The sequence below is a fragment of the Actinoplanes sp. NPDC051537 genome (assembly GCF_055586105.1).
The window spans coordinates 363008-389054 of record NZ_JBVJIU010000003.1; the positions used below are offsets into that span (position 1 = coordinate 363008).

Annotated in this window: 25 protein-coding genes; 17 read left to right on the top strand and 8 right to left on the bottom strand. The window is 72.6% G+C overall.

Annotated elements, in window-relative coordinates:
• From ACZ6TB_RS08545 to ACZ6TB_RS08600, 12 genes are all read left to right on the top strand, one after another.
• Nucleotides 1–1956: a vWA domain-containing protein gene (locus ACZ6TB_RS08545; protein WP_465552087.1), complete on the top strand. Its 1956-nt coding sequence runs from the start codon at nucleotides 1–3 to the stop codon at nucleotides 1954–1956.
• A 322-nt stretch (nucleotides 1957–2278) separates the two neighbouring features.
• Entirely contained in the window at nucleotides 2279–2890 is a 612-nt protein-coding gene (locus ACZ6TB_RS08550; RefSeq protein WP_465552089.1) for a CDP-alcohol phosphatidyltransferase family protein, read from the top strand.
• On the top strand, nucleotides 2887–3813 hold the full coding sequence (locus ACZ6TB_RS08555) for a DUF881 domain-containing protein (protein ID WP_465552091.1): 927 nt from the start codon (nucleotides 2887–2889) through the stop codon (nucleotides 3811–3813). The genes ACZ6TB_RS08550 and ACZ6TB_RS08555 overlap by 4 nt, the downstream gene beginning before the upstream one ends.
• Nucleotides 3810–4142 carry a small basic family protein gene (locus ACZ6TB_RS08560; RefSeq protein ID WP_465552093.1) on the top strand — a complete coding sequence of 111 codons (333 nt, stop codon included), beginning with the start codon at nucleotides 3810–3812 and terminating at the stop codon, nucleotides 4140–4142. The genes ACZ6TB_RS08555 and ACZ6TB_RS08560 overlap by 4 nt, the downstream gene beginning before the upstream one ends.
• 551 nt (nucleotides 4143–4693) lie before the next feature.
• Nucleotides 4694–5629: a DUF881 domain-containing protein gene (locus tag ACZ6TB_RS08565; protein WP_465552533.1), complete on the top strand. Its 936-nt coding sequence runs from the start codon at nucleotides 4694–4696 to the stop codon at nucleotides 5627–5629.
• 32 nt (nucleotides 5630–5661) lie between these two features.
• Nucleotides 5662–6042 carry a glycine cleavage system protein GcvH gene (gene gcvH, locus ACZ6TB_RS08570; RefSeq protein ID WP_465552095.1) on the top strand — a complete coding sequence of 127 codons (381 nt, stop codon included), beginning with the start codon at nucleotides 5662–5664 and terminating at the stop codon, nucleotides 6040–6042.
• Between the two features lie 172 nt (nucleotides 6043–6214).
• A complete protein-coding gene (gene odhI / locus ACZ6TB_RS08575; RefSeq protein ID WP_020514443.1) occupies nucleotides 6215–6658 on the top strand; it encodes an oxoglutarate dehydrogenase inhibitor Odhl in 444 nt (147 codons plus the stop codon).
• Nucleotides 6659–6729: 71 nt separating this feature from the next.
• Nucleotides 6730–7398, top strand: coding sequence for a transcriptional regulator FtsR (gene ftsR, locus ACZ6TB_RS08580; protein ID WP_465552097.1), 669 nt, complete (start codon nucleotides 6730–6732; stop codon nucleotides 7396–7398).
• A gap of 103 nt (nucleotides 7399–7501) precedes the next feature.
• Nucleotides 7502–7966, top strand: a complete 465-nt coding sequence (locus ACZ6TB_RS08585; protein WP_433292161.1) for a bifunctional nuclease family protein — start codon at nucleotides 7502–7504, stop codon at nucleotides 7964–7966.
• Nucleotides 7967–8103: 137 nt separating this feature from the next.
• Nucleotides 8104–8658 (top strand): MerR family transcriptional regulator, encoded by a 555-nt coding sequence (locus ACZ6TB_RS08590; RefSeq protein WP_465552100.1) that lies wholly within the window; start codon nucleotides 8104–8106, stop codon nucleotides 8656–8658.
• 57 nt (nucleotides 8659–8715) lie between these two features.
• Nucleotides 8716–9324 (top strand): class I SAM-dependent methyltransferase, encoded by a 609-nt coding sequence (locus ACZ6TB_RS08595; RefSeq protein ID WP_465552102.1) that lies wholly within the window; start codon nucleotides 8716–8718, stop codon nucleotides 9322–9324.
• Nucleotides 9325–9364: 40 nt separating this feature from the next.
• A complete protein-coding gene (locus ACZ6TB_RS08600) occupies nucleotides 9365–9565 on the top strand; it encodes a hypothetical protein (protein ID WP_465552104.1) in 201 nt (66 codons plus the stop codon).
• Between the two features lie 223 nt (nucleotides 9566–9788).
• Here the strand turns inward: ACZ6TB_RS08600 and ACZ6TB_RS08605 are convergent, their stop codons facing one another.
• Entirely contained in the window at nucleotides 9789–11318 is a 1530-nt protein-coding gene (locus ACZ6TB_RS08605; RefSeq protein WP_465552106.1) for a citrate/2-methylcitrate synthase, read from the bottom strand.
• A gap of 67 nt (nucleotides 11319–11385) precedes the next feature.
• Between ACZ6TB_RS08605 and ACZ6TB_RS08610 the strand changes: the two genes are divergently transcribed.
• A complete protein-coding gene (locus tag ACZ6TB_RS08610; protein WP_465552107.1) occupies nucleotides 11386–12495 on the top strand; it encodes a citrate synthase 2 in 1110 nt (369 codons plus the stop codon).
• A 47-nt stretch (nucleotides 12496–12542) separates the two neighbouring features.
• On the opposite strand, the gene ACZ6TB_RS08615 is transcribed toward ACZ6TB_RS08610, so the two are convergent.
• The 6 genes from ACZ6TB_RS08615 to ACZ6TB_RS08640 form a co-directional block, all read right to left on the bottom strand.
• Nucleotides 12543–13040 (bottom strand): LURP-one-related/scramblase family protein, encoded by a 498-nt coding sequence (locus ACZ6TB_RS08615; RefSeq protein ID WP_465552108.1) that lies wholly within the window; start codon nucleotides 13038–13040, stop codon nucleotides 12543–12545.
• A gap of 180 nt (nucleotides 13041–13220) precedes the next feature.
• Nucleotides 13221–13514 carry a YiaA/YiaB family inner membrane protein gene (locus ACZ6TB_RS08620; RefSeq protein WP_465552110.1) on the bottom strand — a complete coding sequence of 98 codons (294 nt, stop codon included), beginning with the start codon at nucleotides 13512–13514 and terminating at the stop codon, nucleotides 13221–13223.
• Nucleotides 13515–13563: 49 nt separating this feature from the next.
• Entirely contained in the window at nucleotides 13564–13935 is a 372-nt protein-coding gene (locus tag ACZ6TB_RS08625) for a hypothetical protein (protein ID WP_465552112.1), read from the bottom strand.
• 69 nt (nucleotides 13936–14004) lie between these two features.
• Nucleotides 14005–14802, bottom strand: coding sequence for an alpha/beta fold hydrolase (locus ACZ6TB_RS08630; RefSeq protein WP_465552114.1), 798 nt, complete (start codon nucleotides 14800–14802; stop codon nucleotides 14005–14007).
• A 65-nt stretch (nucleotides 14803–14867) separates the two neighbouring features.
• Entirely contained in the window at nucleotides 14868–16736 is a 1869-nt protein-coding gene (locus ACZ6TB_RS08635; protein WP_465552116.1) for a helix-turn-helix domain-containing protein, read from the bottom strand.
• A 10-nt stretch (nucleotides 16737–16746) separates the two neighbouring features.
• Nucleotides 16747–17514 (bottom strand): 3-hydroxybutyrate dehydrogenase, encoded by a 768-nt coding sequence (locus ACZ6TB_RS08640; RefSeq protein ID WP_465552118.1) that lies wholly within the window; start codon nucleotides 17512–17514, stop codon nucleotides 16747–16749.
• A gap of 103 nt (nucleotides 17515–17617) precedes the next feature.
• Between ACZ6TB_RS08640 and ACZ6TB_RS08645 the strand changes: the two genes are divergently transcribed.
• From ACZ6TB_RS08645 to ACZ6TB_RS08660, 4 genes are all read left to right on the top strand, one after another.
• Nucleotides 17618–18049 (top strand): MmcQ/YjbR family DNA-binding protein, encoded by a 432-nt coding sequence (locus ACZ6TB_RS08645; protein ID WP_465552120.1) that lies wholly within the window; start codon nucleotides 17618–17620, stop codon nucleotides 18047–18049.
• Between the two features lie 87 nt (nucleotides 18050–18136).
• On the top strand, nucleotides 18137–19795 hold the full coding sequence (locus ACZ6TB_RS08650; protein ID WP_465552122.1) for an aminotransferase class V-fold PLP-dependent enzyme: 1659 nt from the start codon (nucleotides 18137–18139) through the stop codon (nucleotides 19793–19795).
• Between the two features lie 28 nt (nucleotides 19796–19823).
• Complete coding sequence (locus ACZ6TB_RS08655) at nucleotides 19824–22181, top strand: hypothetical protein (RefSeq protein ID WP_465552124.1); 2358 nt, start codon at nucleotides 19824–19826, stop codon at nucleotides 22179–22181.
• Between the two features lie 469 nt (nucleotides 22182–22650).
• Nucleotides 22651–23133, top strand: coding sequence for a hypothetical protein (locus tag ACZ6TB_RS08660; protein ID WP_465552126.1), 483 nt, complete (start codon nucleotides 22651–22653; stop codon nucleotides 23131–23133).
• A 119-nt stretch (nucleotides 23134–23252) separates the two neighbouring features.
• Here ACZ6TB_RS08660 and ACZ6TB_RS08665 read toward each other — a convergent pair whose 3' ends face one another.
• On the bottom strand, nucleotides 23253–26036 hold the full coding sequence (locus ACZ6TB_RS08665) for an AAA family ATPase (RefSeq protein WP_465552127.1): 2784 nt from the start codon (nucleotides 26034–26036) through the stop codon (nucleotides 23253–23255).
• Nucleotides 26037–26047: the final 11 nt, after the last annotated feature.

The window sequence follows — 26047 nt, forward strand, 5'->3', positions numbered from 1 at the left end:
ATGGCCGGCAACCGGTTCCGGTACGGCGCCTGGCGGGACGGGCCCGACCCGCTGGCCCCGCCCTACGACGTGCGCGCCGCCGTCGACGAGGTGGGGGAGCGGGTGCTCGCCGGCGACTCGCTGCGCGACGTGCTGCGCGACCTCGTCCGGCAGGGGCCGCGGCAGGGTCGCGGGCTCGACGAGCTGCGGGCCCGGGCCCGGCGGCTGCGGCGGGACGCTCTGCGGCGGGGCAACCTGGATGGCGCCGTCACGCGGGCGCAGCAGCTTCTTGATCAGGCCCTCGCGGCCGAACGGGATGAGCTTCGTTCGCGGGACTCCGACGAGGCCCGCTTTTCCGAGGCCATTTTGGACAACTTGCCTCGGTCGACCTCGCGGGCGGTTGAGGAATTGTCGTCCTACAACTGGGCGTCGTCCGAAGCGCGTGATTTGTACCAGCAGATCTTGGACGGTCTGCGGCGTGAGGTCGTCGAGCAGCGCTTCGCCGGGATGAAGCAAGCCCTGGAAAACGGCGACATGTCGGGTGTGTCGGAGATGGTGTCCGACCTCAACGACCTGCTGGCGCGGCACGCCCGGGGCGAGGACACCTCCGACGCGTTCCAGCAGTTCATGTCCAAGCACGGGCAGTTCTTCCCGGAGAACCCGGAGAACATCGAGGAGCTGATCGACTCCCTGGCCCGGCGGGCCGCGGCGGCCGAGCGGCTGATGCGGTCGCTGAGCCCGCAGCAGCAGGAGGAGCTGTCCCGGCTCATGGAGCAGGCGCTCGGCGACGGCCCGTTGCGCGGTCAGCTCGCCGAGCTGACCGACAACCTGCGGGCGTTGCGTCCCCAGCTCAACTGGGGCCGGGGCGAGCCGCGGATGCGCGGGCCGAACGACCTCGGCTACGGCGACGCGGCGTCGGCGCTGGGCGAGATCGGCGAGCTGGACGATCTGCTCGACCAGCTCGGCCAGGAGCACCCGGGCGCGACGCTCGACGACGTCGACGTGGAGATGGTCGAGCGGCAGCTCGGCCGGGGCGCGGCCGACGACGTGCGGCGCCTGCGCGAGCTCGAGCGCGAGCTGACCCGGCAGGGCTGGGTGACGCGCGACAGCGAGGGGCTGACGCTCTCGCCCAAGGCGTTGCGGCGGCTCGGGCGTACGGCGCTGGCCCAGGTCTTCGACGAGCTCAAGAGCAAGCGGCAGGGCCAGCACGACCTGCGCGACGCCGGCGCGGCCGGTGACCTGATCGGCTCCTCGCGGCGCTGGGAGTACGGCGACGAGCAGCCCCTGGACGTGGTCCGCACGATCGGCAACGCGGTCCGCCGCCGCGCCGGCTCCCGGGTGGCCACCGTCCCCGTGCGGCTCTCGCCCGAGGACTTCGAGGTGGCCGAGACCGAGCGCCGGGCCTCGGCCGCGGTGGCCCTCTGCGTCGACCTGTCCTACTCGATGTTCGCCGACGGCCGCTGGGGCCCGATGAAACAGACGGCGCTGGCCCTGTCCCACCTGGTGGAGACCCAGTTCCCGCAGGACTCGCTCCAGATCATCGGCTTCGGCCTGTACGCCAACGTCCTCTCCCAGGGCGACCTGGCCGCGATCGACCCCACCATGGAGAAGGGCACCAACCTCCAGCACGCCCTCAACCTGGCCGGCCGCCACCTGCGCCGGCATCCCGGGGCCGAGCCGGTGGTGATGGTCGTGACCGACGGCGAGCCCACCGCCCACCTCGAGGACGGCGACGCGATGTTCTGGTGGCCGCCGCTGCCCGAGACCGTGCGGGCGACCATCCAGGAGGTGGACCACCTGACCCGCTTCGGCGCCACGCTGAACTTCTTCATGCTCGGCGAGGACCCGGGCCTGCAGCGTTTCGTGGGTGCGGTGGCCGAGCGCAACGGCGGCCGGGTCTTCAGCCCCGACGCCGCCGAGCTGGGCCGCTACGTGGTCGACGACTACGTCCGGGCCCGCCGGGGCCGCCGCCGCTGATCTTGCCGCCGCTGATCCGCCGCCGCTGATCCGCCGCCGTGCGGTCGGCCCAGCGTGTCCTCGACAGCCCGCAAAGCCCGACAAATCATCAATGCCCACGGCGACCGCAGCCTGCAAACTAGGTTCCTAGGATGCCGGACACGGTGTGCGTCACGCTACGGGTGCCGGGCACGGGACGCGGGGCTGGTTATAGTTGCTCGGCGAGTGACCGGTGCCCACCGGTCGGGGGACCGCTGCCCGCGTGGCGCCACCAACACGTCGCCGGGTGTTTTGCCGTGCCGGCCCGGGTGCGACCGGCGCCGGAGGGGGAGAGGAAGTCGCGATGTCGCAGCAGCCTGCGCCGTCCATCGCCGCCTCCGATCGGATCTGGACGATTCCGAACGTCATCAGCTTCATCCGGCTGCTGGGCGTGCCGCTGTTCCTCTATCTCCTGCTCGGGCCGGAGAACGACGTCGCCGCGGTGATCGTGCTGGCGATCGGCGGGACGACGGACTGGGTCGACGGGTTCGTGGCGCGGCGGATGAACTCGGTGAGCCGGCTCGGTGAGCTGCTCGACCCGTTCGCGGACCGGCTGTACATCCTCGCCACGCTGATCGGCTTCACGGTGCGGGGCGTCGTCCCGTACTGGCTGACCGGCGCTCTTCTCCTCCGTGAGCTGGTCCTCGGCATCGCGCTTCTGGTGCTGCGCCGGCACGGGTACGGGCCGCCGCCGGTGCACTACGTGGGTAAGACCGGCACGTTCGTGCTGCTCGCGGCGTTCCCGGTGATCCTGCTGGCGCAGGCCCTCGACGTCGGCTGGCTCGCCTCGGCCGGGTGGGGCCTGGCCTGGTGGGCGCTCGGGCTCTACTGGGCCGCGGCCGCCCTCTACCTCATGCAGACCGCGCGGCTGCTGCGCGCGGACCGGGCCGAGCGGGCGCGGGCGGCCATCGGATGACGACGGAACCGGAGGAGACTCCGCCTCCGCCCCCGCCGAAGCGGGTCTTCCAGCCCGACTTCCTCACCGAGTTGTTCCGCAATCCGCTCGACCCCGGCTATGCCGACGCCGCGGCGCGCAAGGCCCGCGAGGGCGAGCCCTCCGGCGTACGCAAATGGACCGCGGGCGGCGTCGCCACCCTCACGCTGGTGGCCCTCGGGTTCCTGTTCGTCGTCGCCTACCAGCAGACGGTCGCCGACGAGCCGGCCCGCACCACGGCCCGCGCCACGCTGGTCGAGCAGGTGCAGAACCGTCGCGACGAGACGGTGAAGCTGCAGGACCGGGCCGACGAGCTCGGCGACGAGGTGTCCCAGCTGCGGGAACGGGAGCTCGGCGGGGAGACCGCGGCGCGGCTGCGCGACCTGGAAGCGGCCACCGGCCTGGCGCCGGTCAAGGGCTCGGGCGCGAAGGTCCGGCTGGCCGACGGCCCGACCCCGATCAACGCGGTCACCGGCGAGCGCAACACGGTCGCCCGGGTCAAGGACACCGACCTCCAGCTGGCCACGAACGCGCTCTGGTCGCTCGGCGCCGAGGCGATCACGATCAACGGCCAGCGGTTGACCGCGACGTCGACGATCCGGCAGGCCGGGGAGGCGATCCTGGTCGACTTCCAGCCGGTCACCACCCCGTACGAGGTGATCGCGATCGGCCCGGACGATCTCGCCAAGGACTTCGCCGACGGGTATGCCGGGCATTTCTTCAAGAAGCTCGCCGCCAAGTACGGCATGTCGTTCGACGCGTCCGAGGCGCACAACGTGACGCTGCCCGCCGCGACCGAGCTCAAGCTGCGGGTCGCGCAGCCGTCCACGCCACCGCCGGCGCCCTCGGGCTCGGCGGGCACTTCCGAAAGCCCGCAAACGAAATCGTCGGAAGGCGGCCGATGATCGCCGTACTTGCCCTCGTCGCCGGTGTCGTCCTGGGCATCGTGTTCCATCCGACCGTGCCCGCGGCGCTCCAGCCGTACCTGCCGATCGCCGTGGTCGCGGCCCTGGACGCGGTGTTCGGCGGCGTGCGGGCCAAGCTCGACGGCATCTTCGACGACAAGCAGTTCGTCATCTCGTTCATCTCCAACGTGCTGGTCGCGGCCCTGATCGTCTACCTCGGCGACCAGCTCGGCGTCGGCGGCCAGCTCTCCACCGGCGTGGTGGTCGTCCTCGGCGTGCGCATCTTCGGCAACGTCGCGGCGATCCGCCGCCACCTCTTCCGGGCGTGACGCGCATGACTGACGAGCCCGACCAGCAGCGTCGTACTTCTCCTTTCGCGGGTACGCCCGAAGCGGCGGCCCCGGAGGAAGGCACTCCGGACGAGATGCCGATCGCCGGCCGCCCTCCGTCGGTGTCGCCGTCCGCGGATCTCCCCGTCGCCGGCCGTCCGCCGTCCGCACCCGATCTCCCCGTCGCGGGCGGTCCCGTCGCCGGCCGTGCCGCGGACGCCAAGCCCGGCCCCGATCTCAGCGTCGCCTACGTGCGGCCGGCCCCGGGCGCGGCGCTGCAACCGCCGGTGCCGCTGTCGGAGCGGCCGACCGTGGTCGAGGGCGAGCTCCCGACCAGGGACTTGTCGCGGCCGGCAGCGCAGATCGCCAAGACACCGAACCCCGACGACGAGGAGACGACCCGGCTGTCGACGGTCGCCGCCGATCCCGACGGTCCCACCCGGCGACTGCGGGTGGGCGCGAACAAGCCCGACGACGCGAATCTCCCGGCCGACGCGGACGTCCCGGCCCACCCCGTTCGGGTGGGGCCCACTGAAGCACCCGGCACCGACATTTCCGCGCCGCCGTCCACAAGCGCCGGAGACAACGCACCCGAGGACCCGAACCTCCCGGCCGCCGCGGATGATGTCCCACCCCACCCCGTTCGGGTGGGGCCCACACAACCACCCCCGACCGACACTTCCGCCCCGTCATCCACAGGCGAACCCCCCGACGACCTCCCCCACGGCGATTCCCTCGAAGGGGCGACTACTCCCGGCGTACGGGAAACCGAACCCCCACCCGGCGGCAAGCTCGCCCCCTGGCGTCGGCTCTCCTCGGCCGGCGCCCTCATCTGGGTCCTGCTCGCTCTGTTCGGGTTCACGCTCGTGGTCCAGCTCCGCAGCAACGACGGCGACCAGGGCCTCGCCACCGCGCGGCAGGAAGACCTCGTGCGGATCCTCTCCGATCTCGAGGCGCGCGACAGCCGGCTGCAGAGTGAGATCAGCGCGCTCGAGACCAGTCAGCGGCAGCTGACCTCCGGCGTGGCCGGGCGGCAGGCGGCGCTTGCGGAGGCGGAGAAGCGGGCGGACGAGCTCGGCCTGCTCGCCGGGACGAAGCCGGGGCGGGGGCCGGGTCTGGTGATCACCGTGGACAAGGTCAAGGCCTCGGCGATCCTCAACGCGGTGCAGGAGCTGCGGGGCGCGGGCGGCGAGGTGATGCAGATCGCGGGGACCAACGGTCAGACCGTGCGCATCGTCGCGTCCAGCTATTTCGTCGACGCCGAGGGTGGCGGAATCATCGTCGACGGTGCCAAGCTCAGCGGGCCTTATCTGCTGTCCGTCATCGGATCGCCGCAGACGATGCAAACCGCGCTGCAGATCCCCGGCGGGGTGGTCGCGTCGGTGAACAGCGGCGGCGGTAGCGTGACGATGGAACAACGCTCCACGGTCGAGGTGACCGCGGTGCGCCAGGCGACGACATTGCAGTACGCCCGGCCGGTTTCCTGACGGATCCGGTTCGCGACTACGGGAGAGATTGCGTGATTCCTGAGGACCTGCGGTACACGGCGGAACACGAGTGGGTGTCCGGTGACGGCAGCGGGCCCGTGCGGGTGGGCATCACCCACTTCGCGCAGGACGCGCTCGGCGACATCGTCTACGTCCAGCTGCCGGACGAGGGCACCAAGGTGGCGGCGGGCGACTCGCTCGGCGAGATCGAGTCCACCAAGAGCGTCTCGGAGATCTACGCGCCGATCGCCGGCACGGTGGTTTCCAAGAATGGGTCGCTGACCGACGAGCCCGAGCTGATCAACGCGGAGCCGTACGCGGCGGGCTGGCTCGTGGAGATCGCCCCGGATGACCCGGCGGCGATTGCCGGGCTTCTCGACGCGGCCGGATATCAGGCGCTGACCGAGAGCTGATCCGCGCGTCCGGTTGCCCCGCGATATTGCCGCTGACTAGGCTCGCGGGGCAAAAGAATTTGTTCTTCGTAATGGCAAAACCGATAGTCGTGCGTCCGGGCCTGACGGCCGCGGCGGGGGAAGTGACCCGTGCCGCCTCTGGCGACGACCAACTGATCCGTGAGGTGGTCCGATGACGCGCCCAGACGACGAGTTCCCCCCACTCGACGTCACGTCCACGCTGAACCTCGGTGCGCTCGATGAGGTGCTGGAGGGTCCCGACACCGACGTGGTGCCGAGCCGCATGTCCGGCTCCCTGCCTCCGGGCATGGCGCTTCTCGTCGTGCGCCGCGGTCCGAACGCGGGGGCTCGGTTCCTGCTCGATCACGACGTGACCACCAGCGGGCGGCACCCCGACAGCGACATCTTCCTCGACGACGTGACGGTGTCCCGCCGGCACGCGGAGTTCCATCGCGACGGGGGCACGTTCACCGTGCGCGACGTCGGCTCGCTCAACGGCACGTACGTGAACCGGGAGCGCGTCGAGGCGGCGACCCTGAGCAATGGGGACGAGGTGCAGATCGGGAAGTTCCGCCTGGTGTTCATCGCCGGTCCCCGGCCGGAGGGCGAGGCCTGATCGTGAATCAGTCGGGGGCTGCCGCACGCGACCCGGGGCATCGTCCCGCGGGTGGGCGCGAGGCTGCGCTGATGAGCATCGGGGAGGTGCTGGCCCATCTGCGCACCGAGTTCCCCGACACCACGATCTCGAAGTTGCGGTTCCTGGAGGCGGAGGGGCTGGTCGATCCCCAGCGCACCGCCTCCGGGTACCGGAAGTACTCGTGGAACGACGTGGCGCGGCTGCGCTTCGTGCTGACCGCGCAGCGAGATCAGTACCTCCCCTTGCGGGTGATCCGGGAGCAGCTCGACCGGATGGACGACGAGCCGGCCGCTCCGGCGCGCCCGTCGCTGGTCGCCGTGGGCGGCGAGAAGGTCGCCGATCAGTCGGACGCCCGGGTGCCGCGCGAGGATGTGATCGAACGCACCGGGGTGACCGCGGAGCTGCTCGATGGCCTGGAGCAGATCGGCCTGGTCACGGCGAAACCACCGGGGTGGTACGACGGCGACGCCGTGATCATCGTCGAGGCGGTGGTCGGTTTGACGAAGTACGGCCTCGAGGTGCGCCATCTGCGCGCGTTCCGGGCCGCGGCGGATCGCGAGGTCGGCCTGTTCACGCAGCTTCTGGCGCCACTGGTGCGGCAGAGCGACCCGGCGGCGCGTGCTCGTGCCGCCGAGACGGCGCGTGATCTGCAGGCGTTGTCGCAGAAGCTGCACGCCGCACTGGTCCGGGCCGGACTGCGCGGCGAGCTCGGTCGCTGACCGGTTCGGCACCCGTGGGATCCGGACGCGAGGCGTGTACCGTGCAGGATAAGGGGGGCCGTGCGAAGCGGCGTTCACGGCTAAAGCGACACGGAGGCCTGCGGTGCGCGAGCTGAGCGTGGTGGGAGTTCGGGTGGAGCTGCCGAGCAACCAGCCGATCGTCCTGCTGCGGGAGGTCGACGGTGATCGGTATCTGCCGATCTGGATCGGCGCCGTGGAGGCTACGGCCATCGCGTACGAGCAGCAGGGTGTGAAACCGGCCCGCCCGCTCACCCACGATCTTCTCCGCGACATCCTGACCGCGCTCAAGGCGCCGCTGCGGGCCGTGGAGATCACCGAGCTGAAGGACAACGTCTTCTACGCCGATCTGCTGATCGGGGAGGACGTGCGGGTGTCGGCCCGGCCGAGCGACTCGATCGCCCTGGCCCTTCGCGTCGGCGCGCCGATCCGTTGCGCCGAGCAGGTGCTGAGCGAGGCCGGTATCGTCATTCCGGACGAGCAGGAGGACGAGGTCGAGAAGTTCCGCGAGTTCCTCGACCAGGTTCGTCCCGAGGATTTCGCGGGCTGAGGCTCGTTAATCCCTTCGGAGATCGACTTCCTCCGTACGCGGCGTGTCGCCGCATTACCTGACTGTTTCGCCGACCGCTGAGATATACGCTCGTGAAGTCCAGGTGAAGCGGCACCGCGCAGCGGGGAGGTAGTCGCGTGCACGAGCAGCCGTTAGAGGGCCCACTCGTCGGCGAGGACGGTTCGGTCGGTTACCGCGGGGTGACGGCCTGCCAGGCGGTCGGCATCAGCTACCGCCAGCTCGACTACTGGGCGCGTACGTCGCTGGTCGTCCCTAGCATCCGCGATGCCGAGGGTTCCGGTACGCAGAGGCTGTATTCGTTCCGCGACCTGGTGGTTCTCAAGGTCGTCAAGCGCCTGCTGGACGCCGGCGTCTCGCTGCAGAACATCCGCCGGGCGATCGAGACGCTGCGGTCGCGCGGCGTGGAAGACCTGGCCGGCATCACGCTGATCTCCGACGGCACGACCGTGTACGAGTGCCGGTCGCCGGAGGAGGTCGTCGATCTGCTCCAGGGCGGGCAGGGCGTGTTCGGCATCGCGATCGGCGGCGCGTTCAAGGAGATCCAGGGCTCGCTGTCGCACCTTCCCGCGGAGCCGGCCGGGACGGTGGCGTCGCCGACGTCCGCGCCCGCTGCCGAGCCGCCGGCCGGCGACGAGCTGGCCGCGCGACGTGCTCGCCGGCGCGCGGGCTGATTTGCCACAACGGCAACTTCTCTAGGACCTTTTCCCGTACGCCCGGAAGCTGTGCACATGAGTGATGAGCAGGCATGGGACGAGCGGTACCGAGAGAGCGACCGCATCTGGAGTGGCAACCCGAACGTGGTGCTGGTCGCCGAGGTGGCGGACCTGCCGCCGGGACGGGCGCTCGATCTGGGGTGCGGTGAGGGCGCCGACGCGGTCTGGCTGGCCCGGCGCGGCTGGCAGGTGACGGCGGTGGACATCTCCGGGGTGGCGCTGGAGCGGGCGACCGGGCACGCGCACGACGCCGGCGTCACGATCTCCTTCCAGCGGCACGACCTGTCGCAGACTTTCCCGTCCGGGGAGTTCGACCTGGTGTCGGTGCAGTTCCTGCACTTCTGGGAGGACTTCGACCGCGAGAAGATCCTGCGCCGCGCGGCCGAGTCGGTGGCTCCCGGCGGCGTCCTGCTGATCGAGGGCCACATGGATCACGGCCCGTTCCGCCACGAGGGCCACCACGAGATCCACTTCCCGACGCCGGACGAGGTGATCGCGTCGCTCGACCTCGGCCCCGGCTGGCAGACCCTGAAGGCGGAGATCCACCCCCGTTCGCAGACCGGCCCCGACGGCGCCCCGGCAACCCGAACCGACGCCACGGTCAAACTCCGCCGGATTTCTTGATCCGCCCCTTGGCCGCGGCCGGTCGCGTACCGTCGGCCGTGTGATTCCGCAGCACTTTCCGCTCTACATCACCGAGCCCGGAAACCAGACGTGGCTGGTGGTGGGCTGGGTCGAGGACAAGGACTCGGGCCTGCCCCGCCAGCCCGTGGTGCTCCTCTGCGGCGCGGAGACCCAGGAGCCGAGGCTGCTGGAGAAGACCGTCCCGTTCCGCGTCGCCGGGACGGGCTCGCACCCGGTTTAGCCGTCTCGCTCTCGCCGGCCTTCGCCGCGTCGCCGGGACGGGCTCGCACCCGGTTTAGCCGTCTCGCTCGCGCCGGCCTTCGCCGCGTCGCGCGGAGTGGACTCGGGCCGTTTGATGGCGGCGGCCGCGAGCGGTGGCCCTTGGCCGGCCTCGACCGACGGTTCGCGGTCTGCGCATCGCTCGGGTCGACCTCGGCGCCGCGGACCGCCTGCGCTGACCAGCCTCAGGCCGATGGGTCGCGGCCCGCGTACATGCCCACCGGGCGGAAACGCAGCGGCCGGTCGGCGTACTCCTCGAGTGCGTGCGCGAGCCACCCCGCGGTCCGGGCCACCGCGAAGATCGCCTCGCTCGCGTCGGGCGGCATGCCGTGCTCGAGGGCCAGGGTGGCGAGCGCGAAGTCGATGTTGGGATGGACGCCCGAGCGGGCGCGCATCGCGTCCGCGACCCGGCTGGCGGCCTCGCGGACCGGCCCGTCGCCGAGCATCGCCATCAGCGTCGTGGCGCGCGGGTCACCGTCCGGGTAGAGCGAATGCCCGAACCCGGCCACCAGCGACCCCGTCCGCAGCCGCTCGGCGATCGGGGTGACCGGATCATTCTCGGACATTGCCTCGGTGAGCAGGTTATAGGCGAGCCCGCTCGCGCCGCCGTGCAGCGGCCCGTCGAACGCGGCCAGCCCCGCGCTCACCACCGCGTAGGGATGCGCCCGGGTCGACGCCGCCACCCGAGCGGCCATGGTCGAGGCCGCCATGTCGTGGTCGGCGAGCAGGATCAGCGTCGCGTCGAGCAGCCGGGTGTCACCCTCGGACGGCACACGCCCGGTCAGCCGGCGCCAAAGCCGCGCGGCCAGGGGAGAGGCGCCGTCATCGGGCAGCTGCGGCGGCAGCGCACCGACCATGGTGCCGATGAGGGCCCGCCCGGTAGCGATCACCGCGGTCGGGCTGGTGTCGAACCGCAACGGATCGGCCGAGGCAACGGCGGCCACGATGACGCGCAGACGATCGGTGAGCCGAGCGTCCACCGGCAGCGGCGCGATCACCTGCTCGGCGAGGGCAAGCTGCCGACTGCCGAGATCGCGATCGCGCGACGACGGACCGCCGGTCGCCCACACGCCGGCAACCGGCGCGCCGGCGAGGGGATCGGCGCTCGACCGCCGACCACCGGCGGTCCGATCCGGTCCGGCGATCGAGGCGCGCCCACCGGCTGCGGAATGGGCGTCGGCGGTCGCGCCGCGACTGCCGGCCGGGGGATGGGCGTCGGCGGTCGAGGCGCGACCGCCGGCCGCGGGTTGGGCGTCGGGGCTCGAGGCGCGACTGCCGGGCGCGGGTGAGAAGTCGGCGATCGCGGCGCGACTGCCGGCTGCCGGATCGGCGCCCGGCGCTTCCGGTGCGAAATCGCCGTGGGTGAGTGAGCCGGTCCAGAGCAGCGTGGCCACGGCCTCGAAGGTCGACTCGCGGGCCAGGTCGCCGGCGTCGTGGCCTCGGTAGTAGACGTGGCCGTTGCGGATCAGGGTTATGCCGGTCTGGGTGGTCGGGGTGGTGGTGCGCTTGCGGCCGGCCACGAAGGCGTCCACCTCGCGCCGGGTGAAGAGGCTGCCCTTGCCGTCGGCGTTGCGGCGGCTCGCGAGCAAGCCCCGGCTCACGTAGGCGTAGACGGTCGCCGGCTTGACGCCCAGCCGCTGGGCGACCTGCTCGGTGGTGAGCGTCGGCACGGCGGGCGATGAAGGGGCGACCGGTGGGTGGGGCTTTGCGGGCATGTGGAGATGCTCTCATGTTGACTGAATCAATGTTGACGTCAACATTGACTAGGCGGATGTTGAGTTCATGTTGAGTGTCAACCCTGGACTTGCCGGTGTCGTCGCGTTCGACACCGAGATTGCCGAGCCCGATCGGGACGGCGGGGCGCTGCGGTATCGCGGCGTCGACATCCGGGAGCTCGCCGGATCGGTGGGCTTTTCCGAGGTGTGGGGGCTGCTCGCGGACGGCGACTTCGCGGAGGGGCTGCCGGCGGCGGAGCCGTACCCGATCCCGGTGCACTCCGGCGACATCCGCGTGGACGTGCAGGCCGCGGTCTCGATGCTGGCGCCGCACTGGGGGCTGCGGCCGCTGATCGACATCGACCACGACCAGGCCCGGCAGGATCTGGCCCGGATCTCGGTGATGATGCTGTCTTACGTCGCGCAGTCGGCGCGCGGCGCTCGCCGGCCGGCCGTGCCGCAGCGGCTCGTCGACGGCGGCCGGAGCGCGACCGAGCGGTTCATGATCCGCTGGCAGGGCGAGCCCGACCCGCGGCACGTGGCGGCGATCGACCGCTACTGGGTCTGCGCGGCCGAGCACGGCATGAACGCGTCGACCTTCACCGCCCGCGTCGTGGCCAGCACCGGCGCCGACGTGCCGGCCTGCCTGTCGGCGGCGGTCGCGGCCCTGAGCGGACCGTTGCACGGCGGGGCGCCCGCTCGCGCCCTCGGGATGATCGAAGATGTCGAACGCGGTGCTGACCCGCGGGCGTACGTGCGCAATGTCCTTGATTCGGGAAAGCGCCTGATGGGTTTCGGTCACGCCATCTATCGCGCCGAGGATCCGCGGGCGGCGATCCTGCGCGAGACCGCGCGGGAGCTGGGCGCGCCGCGTTACGAGGTGGCGCTGGAGCTGGAGAAGGCGGCGCTGGCCGAGCTGCGCGAACGCAAGCCGGACCGGGTGCTCGAGACCAATGTGGAGTATTGGGCCGCGGTGGTGCTCGACTTCGCGGAGGTGCCGCCGGAGATGCTGGCGGCGGTGTTCACCTGCGCGCGCACGGCGGGCTGGAGCGCGCACATCCTCGAGCAGAAGCGGCTCGGGAAGATCATCCGGCCGTCGGCCGACTACGTGGGTCCGGGCCATCGTCCGGCGTCGGAGCTGCCGGGTTGGGAGGCGGCGACCAAGAGGTACGCGTGAAGCGCCCGATCCGGCCGCGCGGAAGGCGGTGAAGGCCCGTCGACCGGCTAGTCGTCGTCGCCGGGCTTGGCGTCCCGCTCCAGGGCCAGATCGAGGGCCAGCGCGCTCCCGATGATCAGGAGCGGGTCCACGCCGGCGGCGACCTGCACCGCGTACGTGTCGCGGATCGTCAGCCAGCGCTTCGAGACGGCCGCGACCTCCGCGCCGTCCTGCTCGATCACGTACTCGTGGTCGAGCAGGTCGCCCTTCATCTCCAGGTCGTCCGGCCCCGGCACGTCGATCGTGAACTTGTCCCGGAACGGCGTGAACAACTTCTTGCGGACCTCGGCCGCCTTCTCCCCACCGATCCGGATCTCGTACGTCGCCCGCAGCGCCACCAGCTGCCGGTGCACCGAGGCGACCTCGTCGCCGTTCGCGTCCTCGATCACCAGCCGGCCCCGGATGCTGAACACCTTGCCGTCCACCCGATAGACCTTGTTGCCGTGCTCGTCCAGCACGTCGAAGTCGTCGCCGATGGCAAAGAACCGTTCCCTGATCAGATACATGCGGCGATTCTCCGCTCCCGGCCCACCCCGTTCGGGTGGGGTGCCATGCAAGCACCCGACTACGACACTTTTCCGCCGCCGTCCACAACCCAAGCGACGTAAAAAGGCGACAAACCAGCGGGCGACACCCCGGCCAACACACCGCCGCGGTATCGCCCGCCGCCCCCCGTTACGCGCCCGTCAAACCCCGGCGCCCTGCTTGAACGGGTCGTGCTCGTTGATGAACTTGTCGATGCGGGCCTGGTCGACGCGGCGCACCACGGTGCCGACCTCCTGGGAGTCACGGACCGTCTTGGCCAGCGTGAAGGCGGAGGTCACCACGTAGAGCAGACCCACCGCGAGGAACGCGCGAATCCACCCGCCGACCGGCAGGTAGAAGATGCCCACCGCGAGGGCGGTCAGCGAGATGCCGAACGACGCGGCGGCCTGGATGTAGAAGGCCGACGTCACCTTCGGTTGCGGGGCGATTTCCATGGCGCACATCCTTCTCGGGCGCGGCGGCCCGGCGGATGAGTGCGAGTACTCAAAGTCCGGCGTGGTTGAGGTAGAGCAGGATCTCCAGGCGGTCGCCGTCGTCGCGCACCAGGAACGACGACGACAGGCGCAGCGGGTCGCCGCCGGCCAGGCGGGGGCACTCCCACTCGGTGCCGATCAGCAGGTAGTTCTCGTCGATGCGGCTCTCGGTCAGCGAGGTGAGCGCGGCCCGGCCCACGCCGGCGTCGGCGAACGCCTGGGCCCGGCGGGGGAGTGCCTGCAGGAACGCCGCGCGCGAGACGGGGCGGGCGCCGCCGGCATCGGCGACCACGAACGGGTCGGCGAAGCACTCGCCGAGCGACGGGTCGGCGCCGGCGGCGGAGAACGACGCGAACAATGCGTGAAGACGTGAGTCAGCCATGGCGGCCACGGTATAACCCAACCGTCCACAATATACCACAAAATGTGGATTTAAGATAGGGCGGAACGGTCAGAAAAGCGCCCGGATTCGCGCGGCGACCACCTCGGCGCCGGGGCCGAGCAGGATCGTGTAGTGATTGACGTCCGGCACGATCTCCGCGCCGGAGAGCAGCTCCCGCGGATACATGCCGGTCTCCTCGTCCTGCAGCCCCCGCGGCGCCGCGATCATCGGAAAGTCGGCCGGGGCCGGCGCCGTGAGCATGTCCCGCGCATCGGCCCGGATGGCCTCGATATTGCACGACGACCCGCTCCCGGTGAAATCCCGCCGGATATATCCGGCGATATCCGAGCTCCAATAATTCCCGAGCGCCGGATTAGCCCGGAAAAAAGCGAGATATGAGGAAATAGTGGGGAAAGTCATCGACAGCCGCCGCATGGCCGGCCCGATCGTCGCCAACAAGGCCGTGTCCACGTCGACGCCCGGAGGCACCGGCAGCGGGCGCCCGCCGTCGATGAGCAGCACCGGCCCGACCCGCCGAGGATGACGCGCGGCGGTCGAGGTCACCACGAACCCGCCCATCGAGTGTCCCACCAGCGCCACCCGGTCCAGCCCGAGATGATCGGCGACGGCCATCAGATCGTCGGCATGCGCGGCCATCCCGTAGGGCCCGGGAAGTGCCGCGCTCCCCGCCCGCCCCCGCAGATCAGGAGCGATCAGCCGGACGCCGCCCGCCAGCTCCCGGGCGACGGCGACCCACGACAGCGCGTTGGACGTGATCCCGTGCGCCGCGATGACGGCGGGCCCGTCCCCGGGCCAGACCACGGTCCGCAGCGTGCCACCGGAAACCGGAACGTCGATCTCTTCCACGGCCGCAGCTTAGAGAACGCCCCGGCGGCCACACATGGCGATCGCCCACATGATTGTCCCGGGCGTCATGTCAGTGGCCCGCGCAGCCGGTGCAGGCGCAGCGCCAGTTGCAGGTCGAGCGCCCGGCCCGGGGACTGCCAGTCGGCGCCGAGCAGGTTCGCTATCCGGTCCAGGCGCTGGGTGACCGTGTTGACGTGCACGTGCAGGGTCTCGGCCGCCCGGGCCAGGCTGCCGCCCGCGCCGAAGTACGCCTCGAGGGTCTTGAGCAGGGCGGTCCCGCGGCGGGCGTCGTAGTCGATCACCGGCCCGAGGGTCGAGCGGACGAACGCGGGAACCTCGCGCCGGTCGCCGAGCAGCAGGCCCACGTAGCCCAGCTCGGTGTGGCTGGCGCCGTCCCCGGCCCGGCCCAGGGCGATCAGCGCCGTCGCGCACGAGTCCGCCTCGCGGTAGGCCGGGGCCACGCCGGCGGGACCCGACGCCGGCCCGGCCGCACCCGCGGTCACCGGCCGGCCCAGCGCGCGGCCCAGCTCCTTCGCCACCGTGCGGGCCATCGACGCCGGATCGTCGCCGGGCAGCAGCAGCGCCACCCGGCCGTCGCGGCCGGCCGCGAGCCCGCCCCGGGCCGTGGCGAACGTGCGCGCCCAGGAGACGGCCCGCTGGCGCAGACCCTCGCCCACCGCCACCAGCACGTGCGGGGCGTCGAGGTCGACGGCGATCCGCTGGGCCCGCGACCGCAGCGCGTCGGCGTCGCGGACCTGGCCGGCGATCAGGTCGTCGAGCAGCTCGCCGCGGACCTGGCCCTCGGCCTCGGCGACCGTCCGGCGAAACAGCAGCAGCAACGCCGTGATCTGCGCGGCGCGCTCGAGAATGCGCTGGTCGGCGCCCTCGAGCGGGTCCTCCGGATGGAAGACGAGCGCGCCCAGGTTGTCGCCGCCGGCCGCCACCGCGGTCACGTACGCGTCGCCGATGCGGATGCTGTGGCCGGCGCGCGCGGCGGCGGGGTCGGCCGAGGGCATGCCGCCGGGCCAGGTCGGTGACTTGGCGGTGGCCAGCGTCCGGCCGTGGGCGTCGAGCACCAGCAGGGCGCCGCCGAGCACGTCGACCAGGTCGGCCGCCACGTCCTCGACGCCGCCGCCGCGCAGCACCACCGCCGTCATCCGGTCGTGGGCGTCGGCGGCCCGCTCGACCGACGCGCTGTGCGCCTGGATCACCCGGTTCGCGGCCGACAGCTCGCCCAGCGCCGCCTGCGTCTCGGTGATCAGGCGCGCGGTGTCCAGCGCCACCGCGGCGTGGGCGCCCAGCGACGCGAGCAGCGCGACCTCCTCGCGGGCGAACGGGCGCTCGGTGCGATTGGCCGCGAAGAGCACGCCGATCACCGTCGAGCCGAGACGCAGGGGCACCCCGAGAATCGCGACGAGGCCCTCATCCCGTACGCCCGAATCGATCTCTGCCGTGTGCCGGAACCGGGGGTCGTCGTTGTAGTCGGCCGTCGAGTAGGGGGTGCCGGAGACCGCGACCAGGCCGCCCAGCCCCGCCCCCGCCGGCAGACGCAGCTGCTGGAAGCTGGCCGCCACCGAGCCGTCGGTGATCCGCATGTAGGTGTCGCCGCGCTCGGTGTCGTTGAGCGTCATGTACGACACGTCGGCCGCCAGCAGGGTCCGCGCCCGGTGCACGATCGCCCGCAGCACGGCGTCCACGTCGCGCAGCCCGGCCAGGTCACCGGCCGTGTCGTACAGCGCCGAAAGCTCCTCCTCGCGCCGGCGGCGGCGCTCCAGCAGCTGCCGCACCCGCAGCGCGGCCACCTTGATCTCCTCGAGCTCGGCGAGCTCGCCCGGGGACGCGCCGGCCTGCCGCGCGGCGAGCGAGGGGCGCTCGAACTCGACGGCGGCGGCCTCCCGGGCCAGCAGGTCCAGGTATTCGCGGGGAGACGGCATGAATCGCAAACTAGTGCGCCGTCCATCCGCCGTCGATGGTGACCGACGAGCCGGTGATCAGGGAGGCGGGTGGGGTGCAGAGGTACGCGAGAAGCTCCGCGACCTCCTCGGGCTCGATCAGCCGCTTGATGGCCGCCCGGTCGAGCATGATCTTCTCGATCACCTCGGACTCGGGGATGTCGTTGATCGTCGCCTGGTCGGTGATCTGCTTGTCGACGAGCGGGGTCCGCACGAACGCCGGGCAGATGCAGTTCGAGGTCACCCCGTGCTCGGCGCCCTCGAGCGCGGTGACCTTGCTGAGCCCCTCCAGCGCGTGCTTCGCGGTGACGTAGGCGGCCTTGTACGGCGAGGCCAGCAGCCCGTGCACCGAGGAGATGTTGACGACGCGGCCCCAGCCTCCCGCGTACATGTGCGGAAGAACGTGCTTGATCAGCCGGTACGGCGTTTCCGTCATCACCCGCTGGATCAGCGCGAACCGATCGTCCGGAAACTCCGTGAGCGGCGCGACGACCTGCAACCCGGCGTTGTTCACCAGCACGTCGACGGCCGCCGGCAGGTCGGCCACCGAGTCGGGCTCGCCCAGGTCGGCCACCACGGCCTGCCCGCCGATCTCCCCGGCCACGGCCTTGGCCGCCTCGGCGTTGATGTCCACCACGACCACGTCGGCCCCGGCCGCCGCCAGCCGCAGCGCGCAGGCCCGCCCGATGCCGCTGCCGCCCCCCGTCACCAGGGCCGTGCGTCCGGACAGATCCAGGTCGACCACATGTGCCGTCGTCATGGCCGTGAACTTACGAGCCCCCGGTGGCTCGCGCACATGTGCGCGGCCCACACACCCCGTCCGTGCACTCTGTGCGATTTAGGGTGCGATTTAGGGTGGGACGGTGACCGAACAGGGGAGCCGGCCCGCGCGGGTCGAGGATGTGCACGAGATCGCCGAGTCGATGCCGCACGTGACGGTCGAGTGGGGGAACGGGGAGAACCCGGTCTACCAGGTCGGCGGCAAGTCGTTCGTGTTCTTCCGCAACCCGCGGCCGGACGCGTTCGACCCGGCGACCGGCGAGCGCTACGCCGACGTGATCGTCTTCTGGGTGGAGAGCGAGGACGACAAGCTCGCGATGGTGCAGGACGGGTCGAGCCCGTTCTTCACCACGCCGCACTTCGACGGCCACCGCTCGGTGCTGCTGCGGGCGAGCCGGATCGGCGAGATCACCCGGGACGAGCTGGCCGAGGTGGTCCAGGACGCGTGGCTGTCCCGGGCCTCGGCCCGCCGCGGCGCGGCCTGGCTGGCGTCCCGCGAGGCGCCGGCGTCGTGATCCGGTGATATGTCACCGCCGAAAAACCGCGGAGCCGATTGATCCGGGACCCTAATCATCGTTCAATTCCTTCGGGAGGTCGACATAATGATGCTGGAACGGATCCGGGACGGGCTGATCGGCGCCGGGCAGGTGCTGGACGGGCCGTTCGGGCCGCGGCGGATCACCTACGCCGACTACACGGCGTCGGGGCAGGCGCTGGATTTCGTCGAGGAGTTCATCGACGGGCACGTGCTGGCCCGCTACGCCAACACGCACACCGAGGCGTCGGCGACGGGCGCGCAGACCGGCGCCCTGCGCGAGGAGGCCCGCGCGATCATCCATCGCAGCGTCGGCGCCGGACCGGAGCACGTCGTGGTCTTCTGCGGCTCGGGAGCGACCTCGGCGGTGGCCAAGCTGGTCGGCATCCTCGGCCTCCGGATTCCCGAAAATCTCGATGACCGGTACGCGTTGAGCTCGCACATTCCCGCCGACCAGCGCCCGGTCATCTTCGTCGGGCCGTACGAGCACCACTCCAACGAGCTGCCCTGGCGGGAGTCGATCGCGGACGTCGTCGAGATCGAGTCCGACCACACCGGTCACGTGGATCTGGACGCCCTGCGGGACGCTCTGGTCGCGTACGGGAACCGGCCCTTGCGCATTGGCAGTTTCTCGGCGGCCTCGAACGTCACCGGGATCCTGACCGACACGGCGGCGGTCTCGACCGTGCTGCGGGAGCACGGCGCGCTGTCGGTGTGGGACTACGCGGCCGCCGGCCCGTACGTGCCGATCTCGATGGCCGGCAAGGACGCCGTCTTCCTGTCGCCGCACAAGTTCGCGGGCGGGCCGCAGACGCCGGGCGTGCTGGTGGTCGACAAGCGGCTGATGACCAACCGGGTGCCGGTGATCCCCGGCGGCGGGACCGTCGCCTACGTCGACCCGACCGGCCACCGCTACCTGACCGACCCGGTGGCGCGCGAGGAGGGCGGCACCCCGGCGATCGTCGAGTCGATCCGGGCCGGCCTGGTGTTCCAGGTCAAGGACGCGGTCGGCGCCGAACGGATCGAGGAACGCGAGACCGAGCTGTGGCAGCGCGCGCGTCAGGTGTGGGCGACCCGTCCGGAGATCGAGATCCTCGGCGACCTCGAGGCCCGGCGGCTGTCGATCGTGTCGTTCCAGGTGCGCGCGGGCGAGCAGCACCTGCACCACAACTACGTGGCGGCGCTGCTCAACGACCTCTTCGGCATCCAGGCCCGCAGCGGGTGTTCCTGCGCCGGGCCGTACGGGCATCGCCTGCTCGGCATCGACGAGGCGCATTCGCAGGAGTTCCGGGGCGAGATCATCGACGGCTGGGAGGGGATCAAACCGGGCTGGACCAGGCTGAACCTCAACTACTTCATCTCCGACGCGGTGGCCGACTACCTGATCTCGGCGGTCTCGCTGATCGCTCAGTACGGTTCGCGGCTGCTGCCGGAATACCGGTTCGACCCCCGCACCGCGCGCTGGACCCACCGCGACTTCCGGCCCCGGCCGGTCCGGATCTCCGACGTCGTGCTGTCGTCCGACGGAAGCGTCACGATGCCGCCCGTGCCGACCGCGACCGTCGGCGAGGAGGTGCTGGCGGGCTACCTCGCGGAGGCCCGGCAACTGCTGGAAAATCTCCACGAGCCCACCGATGGCGTACGCCTGGAGCTCCCGGCCGCGTTCGAGAAGCTGCGCTGGTTCCTGCTCCCCGACGTCTGCCTGCCGGGCGCTGCGACGGCATAGTCATACTGGTGGGCATGGAGGGTAGTTGATGCCCGGCCGGCCGGCCGCCGAGCATCGGCGAACAGGCACGTACCTGATCGACGAGCTGACCTCCGGAACGCCGCCGCCGCGCGGCCCCGCCCCGCCCAGCCGCCTGCTCGACGCCACCGGCCGCGTCGTGCGGTTCACCGGCCGCACCGACGAGATCGCCGAGCTCACCGCCTGGCGCGACGCCGACGCCGCGATGGCGGTGCGGCTCGTGCACGCCGGCCCGGGCGAGGGCAAGACCCGCCTGGCGCACCGCTTCGCCGAGCTCTCCCGGCGCGACCGCTGGATCACCCTGCGGGCCCGGCACAGCCGAGACGCCGCCGTCCGCCCCGTCGAGACGACGGCCGGCGAGGCCCTGGTCGAGGCCCGCAGCCTGCTCGTCGTCGTCGACCACGCCGACCGGTGGCCGGTCACCGACCTGCTGGCCCTGCTGCTCGACCGGCGCCTGCACGGCAGCCCGGGCCTGCGCGTCCTGCTGCTGGCCCGCACGGCCGGCAACTGGTGGCACTGGCTGCGCGGCGAGCTGGCGGAGGCGATCGGGGTGCACGCCGACGGGTCCCCGCTGCGCACACTTCCGTCGACGTACGCGGTGGCCGGCGCCTGTTTCACCCAGGCGCTCGGCCTGCCCGCCGCGCAGGCCCCGCCGCCCGCCGCCGTCGAAGGCCCGGCCCTGATGGTCCACATGGCCGCGCTCGCCCAGGTCCTCGGCGACGACCCCGCCTCGGTCCCGCGCTGTCTGCTGGCCCGGGAGCGCGAGCACTGGCCACCAGGCCCGCCCGTGCCCGGATCGGGACTGCTCACCACCGTGATGGGCCGTGCCGTGTTCCTGGCCGCGCTGACCCGGTCGCTGGACCACGCGGCGGCGGTCGCCGTGGTCGCGTCGACCGGCGCCGCCGACGATCCCGTGCGCGCGGTCGACGAGCACGCCGCGTGCTATCCGCCGCCGCGCGGGCAGGCCACCGCGCTCGAGCCGCTCTACCCGGCGCCGCTGGCCGAGGACTTCGTCGCCCTGCACCACGCCGACCCCTGGGCCGCGCGGGCGCTCGAGACGCTGCTGGCCCAGGGCGCCGGAATCACGGCCCTGCCCCTGCTGGTCGAGGCCGCCGGCCGCTCTCCTCACCTCGCGCAGAACCGGCTCGTGCCCTTCATCGCGGTGAACCCCGACGTGGCGGTCCAAGCCGGTTCACCCACGCTCTGCGCGCTCGCCGCCGCCGCGTACATGCCGCGCGAAGCTCTCGCCGCGATCGAGTCCGCGTTCCCCGCCGACGCCCCCGCCGACCTGCACCCCGGCATCGCCGCGGTCACCGAGCGCATCGCCACCGGCGACGCCGCCTCCGACCTGAAGCTCGGCTGGCGGCTGCTGCACACCGGCCGGGTCGCCGACAGCGTCCGGCTGCTCACCACGGCCGTCGCCAAGATCAGGCGACTGCCCGCCAACCCGGCGCGGCTGGAGTTCGCGCTGCGCAGCCTCGGCCGGGCCCAGCTGCGCGCCCAGGACTGGCCCGGCGCCGCGGAGACGCTCGGCGAGGCGGCTCGCATGTGGACGGCTTCCGGCGTACGGGCAAGACCTCCGGCCGACGAGGTCGCCGCCTGCCTCGCCGACCTCAGCCTCGCGCTGTGGCAGCTCGGCGAGGACGCCGCCGCTCTCGACCACGGCTGGCACGCCGTCACCCACCTGCGCCGCGTCGCCGAGGCCGACCCGCGTCACCGGCGCGCGCTGGTCCGGGCGCTCCTGCAGCACGCCGAACACCTGCGCGCGGCCAAGCGCCACCACGACGCGCTGCGGGCCCTGGACGAGACCGCGACCCTGCTGCGCCCGATGGCGGGCGAGCCCGGCCTCGAGGACGACCTGGCGAACGCGCTGCTGGGCCGGGCCCGAACCCTCCAGTCACTGCGGCAGCTGCCGTCCTCGGCCCGCGCCGCCGCCGACGCCGTGCAGGTCCTCGAGCGCCTGGCCGGGGTCAACGTCGCCTACGACCGGGACCTGGCCCGTGCCCTCGCCGTCCAGGCCGCGGCCCTGGCCGGCCTCGAACACTGGCCGGACGCGCTGGCCGCGCAGAGCCGAGCGGTCTCCATCTACCGCCGCCTGAACCGCCTGAGCGGCCGCCGCTACGGCCTGGACCTGGCCCGCGGCCTGATCACGTTCGCCCGCATCTGCCGCACCGCCGGCCGCCGCCGCCGCGACGCGATGACTGCCCTCTCCGAGACAATGGGCCTGCTGCAACGCGACCGCCACAACCCCACGGTCCGCGACAAGCTGCTGTACGCGGCCCGCTCGGTCGGGGCCGACCTGCTCGACGCCGACGGCCGCCACGCCGAGGCCGACTCCCTGCGCCGAGCAGCCCGATCGGGTCCGTGACAACGCGCCCGCCTTGCCCGGCCGCTTTGCCCGGCCGCTTTTGCCCGGCCGCTTTGCCCGCCCGCCTCGGCCGCGCGCCGGCCTTGCCCGCCCGGTCGCTTTGCTCTGCTTACTCATACGCGCGGGGTCGCTTTGCTCTGCTTACTTATACGCGCGGGGTCGTCTTGCTCTGCTTACCCATGCGCGCGGGGTCGTCTTGCTCTGCTTACTCATACGCGCGGGGTCGCCTTGCTCTGCTTACTCATGCGCGCGCGGTCGCCTTGCTCTGCTTACTCATGCGCGCGCGGTCGTCTTGCTCTGCTTACTCATGCGCGCGCGGTCGTCGTCTTGCTCTGCTTACTCATGCGCGCGCGGTCGTCTTGCTCTGCTTACTCATGCGCGCGGGGGCGACTTCACCCGCTCCGAAGGAGGCGGGCGACGCGGCAGCGGGGCGAGACTGGCCGTCTCGATCGCGCACGAGGGGGACGGCATGGACGCACTGCTGGGCACGCTCGCCGAACCGGAGCTCGCCGTGGTCCGCGAGGCACGCGCCGATCGGCTTGCCGGCCTCGACGAGGACGAGCTCATCGACCTGCACGCCCGGGTTCGCCGGCATCGCGACAAATACGTCAAGCGCTACCGCCGGCAGGCCGCTGCGAGCATCGAGGACGCCGGCGGGCGTGGCAAGGCGCACGCGCGCAACGCCCGCTCCCGCGCGAAGGCTGAGCTGTTCGAGACCATCCTGGCCGGGGTGAGCCGCCAGCTGGCCGTGGCCGCCCAGGCCAGCGCCGACGCCCTGCACGCCGAACGCCTGGCCGCGGAGCACCCGCCGCCGGCCCCGCCTCCGCCGCGCCCGGCAAGGCTGAGCCCGCAGCGGTCCACGAGCCGCCCCGACGCCCCCGACCTGCGCAAACGTCGCGCCTCGACGCGAGCCACGAACGCCCGCCGCCAGGCCCGCCGCGACAAAGCTTGATCCGTCAGGCCCGCCGCGATGGCGCCTGATCAGTCACGGCCGCCGCGACGGCGCTTGATCCGTTAGGCCCGCTGGGGCAGCGCCTGATCAGTCACGGCCGCCGCGACGGGCTTGATCCGTCAGGGCCGCCGCGATGGCGCTTGATCCGTCCCCGGTCCCTCTCCGAGAGCGCCGGCCAGTTCTCGGCGGGAAGCGATGCCGAGCTTGCCGAAGACGTTGCGCAGGTGCCACTCGACCGTGCGCGGGCTCAGGAACAGCTCGGCCCCGATCTCGGCGTTGGTGCGGCCGGCCACGGCGAGGCGAGCGATCTGCAGCTCCTGCGCGGTCGGCTCGTCCCGGGCGCCCGAGCGCGTGCGCCGCACCGTCTCGCCGGTCGCCGCCAGCTCGCGCCGGGCCCGATCGGCGAAACCGGTCGCGCCCATTGCGCCGAATGCCTCGTACGCGCTCCGTAATTCTTCCCGCGCCCGGCCGCGGCGGTCGTCGCGGCGCAACCACTCGCCGTAGAGCAGGCGCACCCGCGCCACCTGCACCCCCAGCAGCGTCCCGGGCAGCCGGGCGAGCGCCTCCCGGAAATGATCCTCGACCCGGCCGGCCGGACCGGTGAGCGCGTCGGCCAGCGCCTGTTCGCCCAGCGCCCAGTTCGTACCGGAGGCGGAGGTCCGCTCGGCGAGCATCTCCCGGGCCTCGGCCGCGGCCGCCGGCTCCCCGGACCGCGTGGCTGCCTCGATCAATTCAACGAGCACCCAGTTGTACGTGCCCAGGTCCGCGAACTCGGCCGCCCGGCGCGCCGCCTCGAGCGCCGCCGGGAAGCGGCCGCGCCCGTTGTGCAGGATGGCGCGGGCCAGGTCGGCCAGGCCGAGCAACCGGCCCTCGCCGCGCGCCGTGCCCTCGGCCGTGAGCGTGTCCAGCAGCCGGAGCGCCCGCTCCTCCGGATAGGTGTGCGCCGCCAGCAGCGCCGACGCGGACGGGAACGGCGCCTGGCCGGTCTGCACCTGCATCGCCTGTGCCTCGTCGAGCAGCCGGGACGCGTCGGCGAACCGGCCCGCGTAGACCAGCGCCCCGGCCTGGAAGGCCAGCGCCGTCGGCAGCACCGACAGGTCGCCGGTGGCGCGCGACACGGCCGCCGCGCCGTCGGTGAGCCGCAGCCAGCTGACGTCGTCCCAGACCTCGTGGGTGAGCGGTCCGGCCAGCCAGAGCAGCCCGTGGTCGCGCTCGGCGTCCATCGCCCGCAGCGCCTCGGTCAGCCGGGGCACGCCGGCCGCGTACCCGTCCAGGATCCGGGCGGTCAGGCCGCTGACCAGCATCCCGGTGGGATCGTCGCCGGCCGGGGCCTGTCGTGCCGCGACGGCGGCCTCGCGCAGGTCATCGCCGCCGAGCCGGCCCGCGTGCACGGCGGCGCCGAGGGCGAAGAAGTACGTCTGCCGCGCCGCCGCCGGATCGAGCCCGGCCAGCCGCCTGGCCGCCGTCAGCAGCGGCGGCCCGGCGTCGCGACCGTGGTTGACCGCGAACGCCACCCGGGCCCGCAACCGCTCGGCGCCGGCCTTCTGCAGCGGGTCGAGCGGGCCGATCTCGGCCGCGGCCAGCAGGTCGGGCACGGCCGCGGGGGCGCCGGCCGCGAACCGGGCCTCGGCCGCGGCCAGCAGCCGGGCGCCGCGCGCGCCCGGGTCGAGGCTGAGCTCGGCCGCCCGTTCCAGGAACGCGGCGGCCGCGGCCTGGCCGCCCCGGTCGCGGGCCCGGCCGGCCGACCGTTCGAGATCGGCGGCGACCTCCTCGTCCGGGCGGGCCGACGCATGTGCCCGGTGCCAGGCGCGACGGTCGGGATCGCGTACGGGATCGGTGACCTCGGCCAGAGCCGCGTGAATGCGCTGCAGCTCGCCCGGCTCGGCCGCGCGCAGGCCGGCCGAGCGCACCAGCGGGTGCCGGAAGCGAACCTGGGCCCCGATCTCGAGCAGGTCCGCCCGCTCGGCGCCGATGGTCGCGCCGGTGGTGACGCCCAGCAGCCGCAGCGCCCGCCACAGCAACTGGACGTCTCCGGTCGGCTCCACCGCCGCGGTGATCAGCAGAGTCCGGGTGTCCGGGGCCAGCGCAGCGATGCGCTGCTCGAAGCCGGCCTCGACCCGGCCGGTCATCGACGCCCGGCCGCCCCCGAACCCGAACGCCAGCTCGGCCGGGGAGAGCCCGCGGGGAAGCTCGAGCAGCGCGAGCGGGTTGCCCCGGGTCTCGGCGACGATCCGGTCGCGGATCCGCCGGTCGACGGGCCCGGCCAGCACCGAGTCGAGCAGGGCTCGGGCGTCGGCGTCGGCCAGCCCGCCGACCGTCAGCTCGGGCAGGCCGGTGAAGGTCTGCTCGCGGGAGGCGAAGACCAGGGCGACCGACTCGGCGTGCAGGCGGCGGGCCACGAAGGACAGGATCAGCTCGGACATCGGGTCGAGCCAGTGCGCGTCGTCGACGATGCCGAGCAAGGGCTGGGCGGGCCGATCGGTGGTGGGTCCGGTGGTGGCCCCGGTGGTGGGTCCGGCGGCGGTCCCGGCGGCGGCCTCGGCCAGCAGGCCGAGGACGCCGAGCCCGATCAGCAGGGTCTCCGGTTTCGGGCCGCCGGACAGGCCGAAGCCGCTGGCCAGGGCGTCCCGCTGCGGTCCGGGCAGCTTCGGCAGGTGCCCGAGCAGGGGCGCGCACAGTTGCTGCACCGCCGAGTAGGGGATCTCCCTCTCCGCCTCGACGCCGGCCGCCCGGACCACCAGCCCCGGCGCCTTGCCGGCGAGATGGTCGAGCAGCGCGGTCTTGCCGACGCCGGCCTCGCCGCGCAGCACCAGCGCCCGGCTCTGTCCTGCCCGGACGTCGCGCAGCAGCCGGTCGAGCACGTCACGCTCGTGCCGCCGGCCGAGCAGACTTCTGTTTTGCAAGTGACCCCCCA

Bases quoted from the DNA above. Each gene is read 5' to 3' on its own strand.
- ACZ6TB_RS08560 (WP_465552093.1), top strand. From the start codon at position 3,810: ATGATCGCCGTACTTGCCCTCGTCGCCGGTGTCGTCCTGGGCATCGTG.
- ACZ6TB_RS08550 (WP_465552089.1), top strand. From the start codon at position 2,279: ATGTCGCAGCAGCCTGCGCCGTCCATCGCCGCCTCCGATCGGATCTGG.
- ACZ6TB_RS08620 (WP_465552110.1), bottom strand. From the start codon at position 13,514: ATGGAAATCGCCCCGCAACCGAAGGTGACGTCGGCCTTCTACATCCAG.
- ACZ6TB_RS08595 (WP_465552102.1), top strand. From the start codon at position 8,716: ATGAGTGATGAGCAGGCATGGGACGAGCGGTACCGAGAGAGCGACCGC.
- ACZ6TB_RS08605 (WP_465552106.1), bottom strand. From the start codon at position 11,318: ATGCCCGCAAAGCCCCACCCACCGGTCGCCCCTTCATCGCCCGCCGTG.
- odhI (WP_020514443.1), top strand. From the start codon at position 6,215: ATGACGCGCCCAGACGACGAGTTCCCCCCACTCGACGTCACGTCCACG.
- ACZ6TB_RS08635 (WP_465552116.1), bottom strand. From the start codon at position 16,736: ATGCCGTCTCCCCGCGAATACCTGGACCTGCTGGCCCGGGAGGCCGCC.
- ACZ6TB_RS08655 (WP_465552124.1), top strand. From the start codon at position 19,824: ATGCCCGGCCGGCCGGCCGCCGAGCATCGGCGAACAGGCACGTACCTG.
- ACZ6TB_RS08660 (WP_465552126.1), top strand. From the start codon at position 22,651: ATGGACGCACTGCTGGGCACGCTCGCCGAACCGGAGCTCGCCGTGGTC.
- ACZ6TB_RS08610 (WP_465552107.1), top strand. From the start codon at position 11,386: ATGTTGAGTGTCAACCCTGGACTTGCCGGTGTCGTCGCGTTCGACACC.
- ACZ6TB_RS08545 (WP_465552087.1), top strand. From the start codon at position 1: ATGGCCGGCAACCGGTTCCGGTACGGCGCCTGGCGGGACGGGCCCGAC.
- ftsR (WP_465552097.1), top strand. From the start codon at position 6,730: ATGAGCATCGGGGAGGTGCTGGCCCATCTGCGCACCGAGTTCCCCGAC.
- ACZ6TB_RS08615 (WP_465552108.1), bottom strand. From the start codon at position 13,040: ATGTATCTGATCAGGGAACGGTTCTTTGCCATCGGCGACGACTTCGAC.
- ACZ6TB_RS08650 (WP_465552122.1), top strand. From the start codon at position 18,137: ATGATGCTGGAACGGATCCGGGACGGGCTGATCGGCGCCGGGCAGGTG.
- ACZ6TB_RS08640 (WP_465552118.1), bottom strand. From the start codon at position 17,514: ATGACGACGGCACATGTGGTCGACCTGGATCTGTCCGGACGCACGGCC.
- ACZ6TB_RS08555 (WP_465552091.1), top strand. From the start codon at position 2,887: ATGACGACGGAACCGGAGGAGACTCCGCCTCCGCCCCCGCCGAAGCGG.
- ACZ6TB_RS08625 (WP_465552112.1), bottom strand. From the start codon at position 13,935: ATGGCTGACTCACGTCTTCACGCATTGTTCGCGTCGTTCTCCGCCGCC.